General features: G+C 58.8%; 12 protein-coding genes. 3 read left to right on the plus strand and 9 right to left on the minus strand.

Translation table 11 applies throughout. The features are described from left to right. The 9 genes from CO666_RS25160 to traI form a co-directional block, all read right to left on the minus strand. Positions 1-461: VirB8/TrbF family protein (locus CO666_RS25160; RefSeq protein ID WP_097614775.1), on the minus strand; the 461-nt coding region annotated here is incomplete at its 3' end. Between the two features lie 20 nt (positions 462-481). After that, the gene (gene trbL / locus CO666_RS25165; protein WP_245436853.1) at positions 482-1,630 is read right to left on the minus strand and encodes a P-type conjugative transfer protein TrbL; all 1,149 of its coding nucleotides are present in this window, start codon (positions 1,628-1,630) and stop codon (positions 482-484) included. Between the two features lie 43 nt (positions 1,631-1,673). Continuing rightward, positions 1,674-1,850, minus strand: a complete 177-nt coding sequence (trbK, locus tag CO666_RS25170; RefSeq protein ID WP_097614777.1) for an entry exclusion protein TrbK — start codon at positions 1,848-1,850, stop codon at positions 1,674-1,676. Then, a complete protein-coding gene (gene trbJ / locus CO666_RS25175; protein WP_097614778.1) occupies positions 1,844-2,641 on the minus strand; it encodes a P-type conjugative transfer protein TrbJ in 798 nt (265 codons plus the stop codon). The genes trbK and trbJ overlap by 7 nt, the downstream gene beginning before the upstream one ends. After that, on the minus strand, positions 2,619-5,069 hold the full coding sequence (locus tag CO666_RS25180) for a conjugal transfer protein TrbE (RefSeq protein WP_097614779.1): 2,451 nt from the start codon (positions 5,067-5,069) through the stop codon (positions 2,619-2,621). Before CO666_RS25180 ends, trbJ begins: the two co-directional genes overlap by 23 nt. A gap of 10 nt (positions 5,070-5,079) precedes the next feature. Further along, entirely contained in the window at positions 5,080-5,379 is a 300-nt protein-coding gene (locus CO666_RS25185; RefSeq protein ID WP_097614780.1) for a conjugal transfer protein TrbD, read from the minus strand. Then, the gene (locus CO666_RS25190; RefSeq protein WP_097614781.1) at positions 5,372-5,755 is read right to left on the minus strand and encodes a TrbC/VirB2 family protein; all 384 of its coding nucleotides are present in this window, start codon (positions 5,753-5,755) and stop codon (positions 5,372-5,374) included. The genes CO666_RS25185 and CO666_RS25190 overlap by 8 nt, the downstream gene beginning before the upstream one ends. Next, positions 5,745-6,722 carry a P-type conjugative transfer ATPase TrbB gene (trbB, locus tag CO666_RS25195; protein ID WP_097614782.1) on the minus strand — a complete coding sequence of 326 codons (978 nt, stop codon included), beginning with the start codon at positions 6,720-6,722 and terminating at the stop codon, positions 5,745-5,747. The genes CO666_RS25190 and trbB overlap by 11 nt, the downstream gene beginning before the upstream one ends. 10 nt (positions 6,723-6,732) lie before the next feature. Next, on the minus strand, positions 6,733-7,356 hold the full coding sequence (traI, locus tag CO666_RS25200) for an acyl-homoserine-lactone synthase (protein ID WP_143540363.1): 624 nt from the start codon (positions 7,354-7,356) through the stop codon (positions 6,733-6,735). Between the two features lie 379 nt (positions 7,357-7,735). Here traI and repA point away from each other — a divergent pair, with 379 nt between their 5' ends. The 3 genes from repA to repC all read left to right on the plus strand — a co-directional run bounded on the left by repA (position 7,736) and on the right by repC (position 11,495). Next, a complete protein-coding gene (gene repA / locus CO666_RS25205; RefSeq protein ID WP_097614783.1) occupies positions 7,736-8,947 on the plus strand; it encodes a plasmid partitioning protein RepA in 1,212 nt (403 codons plus the stop codon). Further along, entirely contained in the window at positions 8,947-9,987 is a 1,041-nt protein-coding gene (repB, locus tag CO666_RS25210; protein ID WP_097614784.1) for a plasmid partitioning protein RepB, read from the plus strand. The genes repA and repB overlap by 1 nt, the downstream gene beginning before the upstream one ends. A gap of 239 nt (positions 9,988-10,226) precedes the next feature. Then, positions 10,227-11,495: a plasmid replication protein RepC gene (gene repC, locus CO666_RS25215; RefSeq protein ID WP_097614785.1), complete on the plus strand. Its 1,269-nt coding sequence runs from the start codon at positions 10,227-10,229 to the stop codon at positions 11,493-11,495. Positions 11,496-11,592: the final 97 nt, after the last annotated feature.

The raw sequence follows: 11,592 nt of genomic DNA on the forward strand, positions 1-11,592 counted from the left end.
TTTACCTCAATCGCAATCGTCGAAGACTTCGCCTTTTCGAACGGTGAATTACCTCGGAACCAAGCGTTGACCTTCTCTGTCGATGGATCCGACGTGCGAAGAAGGGCGTATGTGCGGTCGATATATTGCTTCTGAACGACCGCATCCGGCGTGATGCTTCGGAAACTCGTGACGAAGTTTCCGAGGGTGGCGCGAACCACGCGGACATCGGCATATTCGATCTGTTCCGGGAAGCCTGCCGTGACCGCCGTCCCCAGCTTGTCGACCTCGACGATATAAGGCACGAGCTTGACCTGCGTGCTCAGATACATCGCGTAGCTGAAGCCGATGACGGCCATCGCCAAGCCGAGAATGCCAACGATCCGCCATGCGGAAGCAGCCTTCACATAGGTGCCGTAGCGCTCGTTCCATTCCTGGCGGGCGGCAAGATACGGATTATCAGACGCGCGGTTCGCTGCCATTTATTCTTCCCTTGTCTCGATTACGGTTTGTCGTTGCGTTCCGGAGGAGGCTTCGGTCCGCTATGACCGCTGCGCTGTTCATCGAGCTTGGCGTTGGCCAGTCCAAGAATGGACCCCGCATAGGCACCGGGAGAGCCGATTGCCTTTTCCTTGACGGCCGATCCGGCTGCTTGCGCGCCGGAACTGAAGCTTGCACCTATCCCCCGCATGGCAGCACCGGCGACGGATGAACCGCCAGCTCGTGCGGCTTGTGCCGCCGCGAAGCCTGCACCGGCGGCGCCGCCGGCGAGGAATCCGGCGCCCGCGGCGAAGGATGCCGCCTGCCCGCCGTGGCGGATTGTCTCCATGCCGCCGGTAACGGAGGCCCCTTGGACGACTCCCTGGATAATGTTGGGCACGTACATGGCGATGATGAACACAACGACGGCGATGCCCGCAATAGCCAGCGCGGCTTGGAACTGGTCGCCAACACTCGGGTCGTTCGCCAGACCGATCAGGACTTCTGAACCGATCCGCGAGATCATCACAAGGGCCATCAGCTTCATCCCGACGGAGAAGGCATAGACCAGATACCGAACCGCAAAATCCTTGGTGAATGACGAGCCGCCAAGTCCGAGCATGATCATGCCGGCAAGCAGCCCGATATACATTTCCACCATCACGCTGACGAAAATGGCAGCGACAAGTGAAAATGCGATAACTGTGACGACCATGGCGAACGCCGCCGAGATCGCCAGCGCATTGTCTTCGAAAAGGCCGAACTGCACTTTTTCCGACATCTTCGTTGCGACGGCCAGCCCGGCGTTGAACACGTCAGCTGGGGATGCCGTCCCTCCTCCGGCACCGATCTGGAACAGGCTGTCTACCACCGCCTTGGCGAAGGTTGGTCCCTGCGCCAGTACGAATGCGAAGAAGCCCACAAACATAATCCGCCGAACCAGTTCGGCGAACCAGTTGTCCAGCGAGGCTGACTGGATCGCCAGCCAGACGGCCGCAACGCCGATCTCGATCGTTGCGAGGATCCAGAAAAGGGATTTCGCCGCCTCCATGACGGTGGTTTCCCACCCCTTCGCCGCGGTCGTGATCTGGCTCTGGAGGGACGTCAAGACGGACCCTTCTTGCGCCAGCGCCGGCTGGGTCGTCACCACCGCAAACGCGGCAAACAGCATGGCTACTCGGAGCTGATGAAGTGTCGTTGCGCCTGTCATCCGATCACCATTCGACTTTCATCTTCTCGCCGCCCGATGTCGGGTATTCCTTCGACGAACCGAAGAATTTCGCCCTTCGTTCCTGTGCTTCCTGCTTTTCGGAAATCAGGAACCAAACACCCGCGCTTCCGACTGCCAGGATCGTTGCGACCGCGATGAGGAGTGCTTTCGTTCTCACCATTCCACCTTCATTTTCTCGCCCCCGGATGTCGAAGGTGCCGTGGCACTGAAGAACTTTTCGCGCCGAGCCTGCGCCAGATCCTTGTCGGTCTGCTCCGTCTGAAGCCAGGTTCCCATCATCGTCATCTGTTGCGAGACGAGACCGCGAAGCTTCTGCATTTGCGCGACTTGCTGAGCGGCGATCTCATGGCCGACCTGCAAAGCCTTCATCTGCCCGTCCGCCGTCTCGGACATCGACCGCAACGAGGACATCGTGTCTTCCTCACTATCGAACTGGTGGGCCGTGAGGCTCGCAGCCTTCAGCGAGCTGGCGATGGTGTCACGGTTGGTGTTCGACCAGGACTGATAAGTCGAGGAGAACGTCGCGTGATCAGGCAGGTTGGTCTTGAGATCGGCGTAACTCTGAAACCGCTGCTGAAGAACGTCGTCAGCGTTGCCCATGGAAAATGAGATACTCTGACCCTGGTCGACGATACTGCGCAGCTGGTTGAGATCGCTTTCGACCTGCCCCCAGACATGGTCAGGAAGCTGCGCGGTGTTTTGCAGCATGTTCTCGTAGATCTTGAGTTGGTTCTGGATCTGCTCAGCAAGCTGGCTGATCTGTGTCAGCTGATTGTCGACCTGGATGCCGGAGCTCTTCATGAGGTCCACGAGTTGCGCATTGTTGGCGAGCTGCGTCCATTCCGTCGCAGCGCCGGTGGCTGTGCCGGCATGCGCGGAGCCTGCGGCTCCGTTCGTGAGGGCGGTGGCCACCAAGCAGGCGATCCATTTATTTGAGTAGCGATGCGGCATCGTGAACTCCTCTCGATTCAAGCCAGTGGATCGGCCAGTCGTGGCCTTGTTCGGATTTCAGCGCGCGGATGCGTTTGAGGTCGTCCTTGCCCGACGCGCCGACAAAGCTCAGCGCAACCGGCCCCAGCGACATGTCGAAGAGCCGCCGGCCTTCCGGCGTGGCGACGTAGTATTCGCGTTTGGGGACTGCGTTCGAGACGATCTCAATCTGGCGCTCGTTGAAACCGATACGCTCGTAAAATTCACGTGTTCCTGGCTCTCTGGCGGCGCCATTCGGGAGGCAAATCTTGGTCGGGCAGGATTCCTTCAGCACGTCGATAATCCCGGACCGTTCGGCGTCGGAGATCGATTGGGTCGCGAGAACGACAGCGCAATTCGCCTTGCGCAGCACCTTGAGCCATTCCCTAATTTTGCTGCGGAAAACTGGGTGGCCGAGCATCAGCCACGCCTCGTCGAGGACGATCAGGCTGGGCGACCCATCCAAACGCTTCTCGATCCGCCGGAACAGGTAGGTCAGCACTGGCACGAGATTGCGCTCGCCCATGTTCATCAGTTGCTCGATCTCGAAGGTCTGGAAGGCGCCGAGCGTCAGGCCGTCTTCTTCCGCATCGAGGAGCTGACCCATCGGCCCATCGACCGTGTAGTGATGCAACGCGTCCTTGATTTCACGCAGCTGCACGCCGCTGACGAAATCCGAGAGCGAGCGACCGGATGCACTTGCCATCAGTCCGACCTGCCGAGAGATGGCGTTGCGATGATCTGGGGTGATGGTGACGCCCTGCAGACCGACCAGCATCTCGATCCATTCCGTCGCCCAAGCCCGGTCGGCATCACTTTTGAGTTCGGAGAGTGGGCAGAAGGCCAACGCCCTCCCCTCTTCCGCATTGTCGCCGCCGATCTCGTAGTGATCACCGCCGGCAGCAAGCGTCAGGGGAAGAAGTGAGCTGCCTTTGTCAAAGGCGAAGATCTGCGCATTTTCGTACCGGCGAAACTGTGCGGCGATCAGGGCAAGCAGCGTTGATTTGCCTGAACCAGTCGGCCCGAAGATGAGGCAATGACCCACGTCATCGACGTGCAGGTTCAATCGGAACGCTGTCGAGCCGGTCGCAACCTGCATCAGGGGCGGGGAATTCGGCGGGTAAAAGGGGCATGGCGCGACCGGGTTTCCGGCCCAGACCGAGTTAAGCGGAATCAAGTCGGCGAGATTGCTGGTGTTGATCAGCGGCTCACGGATGTTGCAATACCAGTTGCCCGGCAGGCTGCCGAGATAGGCATCGGTGGCGTTGAGCGTTTCGATGCGCGCCCCGAAGCCTTCCGCCTGGATCAGCCGCCGGATCGCCTCGGCCTTTTCTTGGAGTGCTTCGCGATCGGTGTCGAATAGCACGACGACCGGCGTGTAATACCCATAGGCAACAAGCTGCGACGAGGCCTGCGCGATGGCATCCTCAGTCTCGGCCACCATGGTCATCGCGTCCTGATCCACGGACCGGCTTTGCGTTTGGAACAGCTGGTCGAAGAACGGCCGGACTTTCTGCTGCCACTTCTTGCGCGTGCGTTCGAGTTTTTGCCGGGCCTCCTCGGCATCGAGAAAAATGAAGCGCGATGACCACCGATAGGTCAGCGGCATGAGATCGAGGCTGTTCAAAATACCTGGCCAGCTTTCGGCTGGCAGACCGTCGATCGCGACAGCGCCGAGGAAACGGTTTTCAACCTTTGGCGTCAGTCCGTGCTCAAGTTCCGCGGTGGCGATCCAGTCGAGATACATGGGAACATCAGGAAGCCTGATCGGATGGCTCTCGCCGGTAATGCAGAAGCGGGCGAACTGAAGCAGCTCGTCATATCGGGCAATTCGCTCCCCTCCCCTTTCGACCGTTTCGCGGGTTTCCATTCGCCGGATCGAAAGAGTGTTGGCAAAATACTGCTCAAGCTCTCGCACCGCGTTTTTGAAGACGAAGAGCACCGTGTCCGCGTAGGATTTCTTCCGGCTTTCCTCATCCGAATAAATGTATTTGCTGAGCGCCGTCTTCTTGGACTCGAGCGGCCGGTAGGTCAGGATCAGCGCATGCTTGCTCTCGAAATGCCCTTGCTCGCGCTCGAAACGTGCGCGGCGCTCGGCATCGATCGCGCGGGTCACCGGGTCGGGAAAATGGCAACGGTCTTCCGATGGATAGTCGACCGTCGGAATGCGGATGGCGTCGACCTGGATCATCCAGCTGCTTCCGAGCCGCGACAGAACGGCATTGATCTGCCTCGACAGCTCGTTGCGCTCGAGGTCGGTCGCGCTTTCGGAATCCGGGCCAGCGAAGTACCAGCCGGCCATTAGGCTTCCGTCCTTCAAGAGGAGGACACCATTGTCGACGAGGCCGGCATAGGGAACGAGATCCGCAAAGGATGGGCCGGTCACCCGGAAGCGTTTGAGAGCTACCATGGCTGTCTCCTCAATAGCGGCGCCAAGGCGATGTGGTCGCCTTGTAGGTGGGCTTGTAGGAAATGTGCCTGATATAGACCTGGCGCATGAATGGGTCGGACTTCGCCATCATCCTGAGAAGGCCGACAATCACGACCCAAACGGCGACCCCGAAGAGCGCCGAATAGAGTGTCAGCACTACGAAGATCAGGATCACAGCTGCAAGGCCGGTGATCAGCACCAGCTCCCGGTCGGCGCCCATCAGCAGGTTCGGGCGCGAGAGCGCACGGTGGATGCGGTTGCGCTGCAGGCCAGATAAGGAATTAGCCATGAGCTCCCTCCCCTCCTCCGGTCGAGTCAAACGTGGTGAGCTGTTCGCTTGTCAGTCCTATCGAGGCGCCGGTTGCGCCGAAGAGGCCGACGATGTTGGTGGCACCGAGCAGGATGCCGGCGACGAGAACGACGTAGACAAGCCGCCGCGCGAAATCGTTCAGCTCGCCACCGAAGATGAGCATGCCACCGGCGATGGCGACCGCTGCAAGTGCGATTGCGCCCGCGACCGGGCCGGTGATCGACTCCTGGATTTGCTGCAACGGTCCTTCCCAGGGAAGACTGCCGCCGGAGCTGGCCAGCGCTGGCGCGACGGAGGCAAGTACGATGGGCGTCGTGAGGAGTGCGATGGCGATGAGTGCGTTCTTACGCGACATGGCGCGCCTCCTGTTCTTCGGTGAGCTGATCGGCTTCGATTTCGTATTGACCATTGACGAACCGCTCGACCTGGATGACGTCGCGAACGCGCCGCCCGCGCGGCGTCCGCTCGATCGAGATGACCAGGTCGACAGCCTCTCCGATCACCTCGTGCATCGGCTGCTGGCTTGCTTCCGCGGTTAGCTGTTCAAGGCGACGCAGCGCCGACATGGCCGTGTTTGAGTGAATGGTCGCCACGCCTCCGGGGTGGCCGGTGTTCCAAGCCTTAAGCAACGTCAGGGCCGCGCTGTCGCGGACCTCACCGACGACAATCCGGTCGGGACGTAGCCGCATGGTGCTCTTTAGGAGCCGCGCCATGTCGATCGTATCGCTGGTGTGGAGAAGAACGGCGTTCTCGGCCGTGCACTGAATTTCGGCGGTGTCTTCCAGAATGACGAGACGATCCTCGGGTGCGGATTTGACGATCTCATCGATGACCGCGTTCGCAAGGGTCGTCTTGCCTGAACCCGTTCCCCCGGAAATGATGATGTTGAGCCTCGCTGAAATCGCGCTGCGGATTGTCGCGGCCTGATATTCGGTCATCACGCCGGTCCGGACGTAGTCTTCGAGCGGAATGAGGCGTGATGCCCGGCGCCGGATCGTGAAAGCGGGCCTGGCGACGACGGGGGGCAATAGACCCTCGAAGCGGTGGCCGCCAATCGGCAGCTCGCCGGAGATGATCGGCTGTTCCGTGTCCACCTCGGACTGAAGCGCATGCGCCACCGTGCCGATCACCATTTCGGCTGCGGCCGAGGACATCTCACCTGCGGGCGCAACGCCATGACCGAGGCGTTCGATGAATAGTTTTCCGTCCGGATTGAGCATGATCTCGACAACGGTTGCGTCGTCTAGGGCCACGCAGAGCTGATCGCCGAGCGCTTCCTGGAGTTTGCGGACAAGCCTGGGATGAGAACGAAGCTGGTTCACGGATTTCTCCTTACGCTGCCTTGCTGATGGGGGTGATTTCGGAGTGGTAGTTTGAAGGCCGGAGTTTCTCGAACACGCCGGCGTCAGCAGGCAGGATGCCGGCGACCGCCGTCGTCACGCCGATCTTCTTGGGCTCGCCCAACCGCTGCAACGGCCAGCCGACACGCGCGAGGATCCGTTCGAACCGGAGGTCAGTGACCGTGACGATCTCGGTGATACCGTTCGCCAGGCACCATTCGATGATGCCGGCGAACATGGTCAGGGTCGCCTCGTGCACTGAGCCGTCTCCCCTGCCCTCTCCTAGGGTCGTATCGACGCAGAAGCGGGAACTCTCGATCATCGCGGCATGGCCGTTGAGTTGACCGTCAGGGAGAAGCGACGGGAAGACATCTGCCACCATGGTCGAGCCAAGCGTAGGAAGAAGCCTGGCGCATCCGGCCAGTTGGCCAGTCTCTGCGACGGCGAGAACATAGGTCGGCCGAAGCGCGTCGAAAGCATCTGACTCACATCCCGCCGTTACGTCGACTTCCCAACCCAGGCGATCGGAAAAAACCCGCGCACGAAGCTGGTGGTGGATGTGAAGGAGGTGCGCTTCTTGGATCGTCCGGGGCGTTGAGAATGCTACAACTTGCATGAATTTCTCCGTCGTAGTTGGTCGGCGGAGAAAGGAGCACGAATCGGAATCGGCTGGCAGTTGTAGGATTCTACATATCGGTAGCGGGATGAGTCGGGTGTAATAGCCGGCGCAGACGACGGTGCGAGGGAGTGTTTCAACAGCATCTTGTTGTAGGATTCGCCCTAGAACAAAAAAGCACCGCAAGGGCAAAGGGGCGCGCGCTAAGTGATTGGACAGAATGCATAAAATTGGAGAGTTGACTACTGAAGCGACGGCGCCTTTGTAGGTCGCGTTAAGGTTTCGTTAACCAAGTAACGTTTGACGCAAAGCGGGAATCGGGTAACTGTCGTTCGACGGAAAATCACTGACGATCACGAAAAAACCGTCGTGAGGTAAAATGAGAGCGAACCAGCAGCAGATCGAACCTGCAGAATCATCGGCGACGAAGATCAGCCGGCAGTCACAGTTGTTGTCTGCGCAGCTCCAGTCAATCCGCGAGCGGCTTTATGAACCCGAGGCTGCAAAGACCCTCAAGACGTTCACGTCGCGCGAAGTCGCGACGCTGCTCGGCATTGCGGAATCGACGCTCCGACAGATGTCGCTCGATGGCGAGAGCGCTATCCCCGACCGACAGGACAACGGTCGGCGGATCTATACGCTTTCCCAGGTGAACCAGATACGCGAGCATCTCGCTCGAAAGCGCCCGAGCGAAGCACTCGAGTTTTTTCCGCGCCGGCGAGACGGTGAGAAGTTGCAGGTCATCACCGTCGCAAACTTCAAGGGCGGCTCGGCCAAAACCACGACAACCGTGCATCTGGCGCATTACCTGGCAATCCAGGGCCTCCGTGTTCTCGCGATCGATCTCGATCCGCAAGCGTCACTATCGGCAATGTTTGGCTACCAGCCCGAGTTCGACGTTGACGAAAACGAGACCGTTTATGCAGCCATTCGCTATGACGATCGCCGGAGACCCGTCCAAGAGGTGATACGAAAGACCTATTTCGCGGGGATTGATTTGATCCCGGCGAACCTGGAACTGATGGAGTACGAGCACGAAACTCCGCAGGCTATCGCGGAAGGATATGGCCGAGGAGATGGGATTTTCTTTCGCAGACTCTCGGCCGTCATCAGCGAAGTCGAAGCGGACTACGACGTAGTTCTTATCGATGCCCCTCCTCAGCTCGGTTACCTTACTCTCGGCGCCCTTTGTGCTGCCACCGCGCTGCTTATCACCATTCACCCTGCGATGATTGACGTCGCGAGTATGAACCAGTTCCTCGCCATGATGAGCGATCTCATGGGCGTGATCGAGGAACGTGGCGGCACACTCAGCCACGACTTCATTCGCTACGTAATCACGCGGCATAACCCGAACGACGGCCCCCAAGTAAACGTAGTCACTTTGCTGCGCTCCCTCTTCAAAGAAGATGTTCTGGCTCCGGCTGTCGTTGAGACGACGGCGATCGCGAGCGCAGGGCTCGAAAAGAAGAGTCTGTATGAATTGTCGAGAGGAAGCGTTGGGCGCGATACGCTTAGTCGTGCACTCGAGTCCGCAGATTCGGTCAATCGCGAAATCCTCCTCCACATCAAAGACGTGTGGGGTAGGTGATGGTCAATCCCAAAGAACGAAACCAGCGGATGAAGAGCTTGTTCGCGAACGTCGATACTGAGGCGCTCGCGAAGCAAACGCCGCCCTCCCCTATCGAGCAGGAAAAGCGTCGTGTCGGCTCAGCCGCCGTCAAGTCAATGGATCGCGCGTTCGTCTCAATCGAAGACGAGAATAGGCGCCTTCATGATCAGCTTCTTTCCGCTGAATCGATCATTGAACTCGACCCCGATCGTGTCGTGCCGTCGTTCGTCAATGATCGGTTGGATATCGAAGGTGACGAGAGCTTCCAGGCATTCGTCGAGGGGATCAGGGAGGCTGGACAGAAGCTTCCTATCCTCGTGCGTCCCCTGGCCGGGAAACCGGGTCACTACCAGGCGGCCTATGGCCATCGGCGCCTTCGCGCGTGCCAGATACTCAAGCGCCCCGTCAAGGCCATCGTACGCGACTTGAGCGACGAGGAACTCGTTGTTTCACAGGGGATCGAGAACTCCGAGCGGCTCAATCTGTCCTTCATCGAGCAAGCACTGTTTGCATTGACTCTTAGGGAGCGGAAATACTCGCGGGAAGTGATATCGGACGCGCTAGGCCGCAAGGAAGGACAACGCCTGGCCTATATATCGATCCTTACAAACACGGCGGCGCTGATCCCCGAGGAACTTATCCGGGCAATTGGACCAGCGTCCTCGGTCGGTCGTCCCAAATGGGAAAAGCTTGGAGCTCTCATCAATAACCGGAGCCTAAGCACCCAGCAGAAGAAAATCTTGGCGGATGTGACCGCATCTTCTGCATGGTCAGAGAGTGGAAGCGACCAGAGGTTCACGCTGATCATGGATGCTTTCGATCAGTCTGCAAAACGCAAGCCAGATCTGGTCGAAGTTACACTAGACGGTGGAGTTATCATCGCAGCGAAGCGGACCGACAATTCGACGCGCATATCAATTCCTGACAATCGCCTTCCTGGGCTTTCGGACTGGCTGCTGCAACGGCTACCCGAGCTTTTCGAAGAGTTTCAACAGAGCAAGGAAAGGGTTCTGGAATGACCTAGTCACCAGAAACGGCAAAGGGCCTAGCGACTGCAATCGATAGACCCTTAAACCATTGGCCAACGGAACATCTCTGTACCGTCAACATCAGCTGTAACGATCTGATTCTAAGACGGACGAGGGCGTTAATCAAGTCTCTGTAACTACCAGGGACGAATTTTTTGTGCCTAGAATTCCGGTGGCTTCCTGAAAATCGAGCGATTTGGATGCGATCTTGCGATCGCAGCGGGAAAGCTATGACTGAAGTATCTGCGGTAGCGTCGTTCCGACGCGTCACTCCCGGGATCGTCGCTAGCGCGCGATTGGCGATGGCGAATGACGTTCCCGACACGACAAAATCCGAGATGGCCCTGCTCTTGAAAAAGGCTGCTCCTGTTCTCGGCATCGATGGCACGACCTATCACGTCATGGATATCTTGCTCGGGTTGTCGCGAGCAGACGACTGGAAAGGCGCGGGGCGCCCGGTAGTCGCAATATCCAACGCGAAGCTGGCCGAGTACACGATGCGCTCCGAGCGCACGGTAATAAGAGCCATCCGTCGCCTAGTCGAAGCTGGCATCGCTGCCTACCGTGACAGCTCAACCGGCCGGCGTTTTGTCTACCGAAACGAGGCAGGCGAAGTTGTTTCTGGCTTCGGGATCGATTTCACGCCGGCGCGTGTAAGAGTTGACGAGTTGCGGCACGCGGTTGCTGAATACCAACAACGATTGGCTGCTGAACTGACGGCCAAGCGGGATATTGCGAGACTTTCGCGCGCGATCGAAGATTTGTGTGTAGCATATCCGAATGCAGCTGCTGAGTTCAGGCCAGAGCTTGCGTCTATCTACCAGGGCAATGGCCACCTTCTTGATCGAGCAGCCGAGGTGCGGGAGCTGCATGAGCGGGTGACGACGGCACTCTCCCCTGAACACGTTCCGTTCAATATGACATGCGAGGGTGACATCCATGTCAGCCCTAATATTAATACAATCCCAGAATCTTCTTCTGAAAGTAGAACTAAGCGGACCCGCTCTACCGAGCGGGAAGATTCTCAACTAGACGACCGCTTCGCGGTCGATTCAGCTTTTGAAAAAAAGCATGGCGAAGCCGGAGGTGGGCGGGAAGATCAAACCGGCTTCCCGGAAAGGGACGCGAATGCCATCCAAGGTGAGGTTCTTGGCTCCGTGTCGGTCGGCTTGCTCAAGGCCGCCTGCCCTGAAGCGCAGTCCATGATCGCGATGCCGTTCGACTCCTGGGCGTCGCTCGGGCGAGCGGGCGAAACGCTCCGCCGGATGATAGGGCTGTCTGAAGCGGGCTGGGCTGACGGAAGGAACAAAGTGGGCTTGTACGCGGCCGCGGCAATTCTCGCCACAGTTCTGGAGAAATCGATCCGTGATCCAGAGCAGATTAGCAGGCCAGGCGGGTATTTCAGGGCCATGATTGACCGCGCGCTTGATGGGAAGCTCAATCTCGAACGCAGCCTTTTCGGCTTGGCAGACCACCGCTATGGTCAGAGTGAAAAGTAACAGCTGTTACTTTCTTGGGAGAGTGAATGTCGGTTTGCGCGCGATGGCGAGGGGCCAGATCCGTAGCCGAGGGCCGTCGGAAAGGTCGGGGCCGCAG

Origin of the sequence: Rhizobium chutanense (genome assembly GCF_002531935.1) — a bacterium.
GTDB classification, from domain to species: domain Bacteria; phylum Pseudomonadota; class Alphaproteobacteria; order Rhizobiales; family Rhizobiaceae; genus Rhizobium; species Rhizobium chutanense.

What these genes read in the sequence shown, in the direction of transcription:
- trbK (WP_097614777.1), bottom strand. Translation starts at nt 1,850, where the DNA reads ATGGTGAGAACGAAAGCACTCCTCATCGCGGTCGCAACGATCCTGGCA.
- trbJ (WP_097614778.1), bottom strand. Translation starts at nt 2,641, where the DNA reads ATGCCGCATCGCTACTCAAATAAATGGATCGCCTGCTTGGTGGCCACC.
- repB (WP_097614784.1), top strand. Translation starts at nt 8,947, where the DNA reads ATGGTCAATCCCAAAGAACGAAACCAGCGGATGAAGAGCTTGTTCGCG.
- traI (WP_143540363.1), bottom strand. Translation starts at nt 7,356, where the DNA reads ATGCAAGTTGTAGCATTCTCAACGCCCCGGACGATCCAAGAAGCGCAC.
- trbL (WP_245436853.1), bottom strand. Translation starts at nt 1,630, where the DNA reads ATGCTGTTTGCCGCGTTTGCGGTGGTGACGACCCAGCCGGCGCTGGCG.
- CO666_RS25190 (WP_097614781.1), bottom strand. Translation starts at nt 5,755, where the DNA reads ATGTCGCGTAAGAACGCACTCATCGCCATCGCACTCCTCACGACGCCC.
- repC (WP_097614785.1), top strand. Translation starts at nt 10,227, where the DNA reads ATGACTGAAGTATCTGCGGTAGCGTCGTTCCGACGCGTCACTCCCGGG.
- repA (WP_097614783.1), top strand. Translation starts at nt 7,736, where the DNA reads ATGAGAGCGAACCAGCAGCAGATCGAACCTGCAGAATCATCGGCGACG.
- CO666_RS25185 (WP_097614780.1), bottom strand. Translation starts at nt 5,379, where the DNA reads ATGGCTAATTCCTTATCTGGCCTGCAGCGCAACCGCATCCACCGTGCG.
- CO666_RS25180 (WP_097614779.1), bottom strand. Translation starts at nt 5,069, where the DNA reads ATGGTAGCTCTCAAACGCTTCCGGGTGACCGGCCCATCCTTTGCGGAT.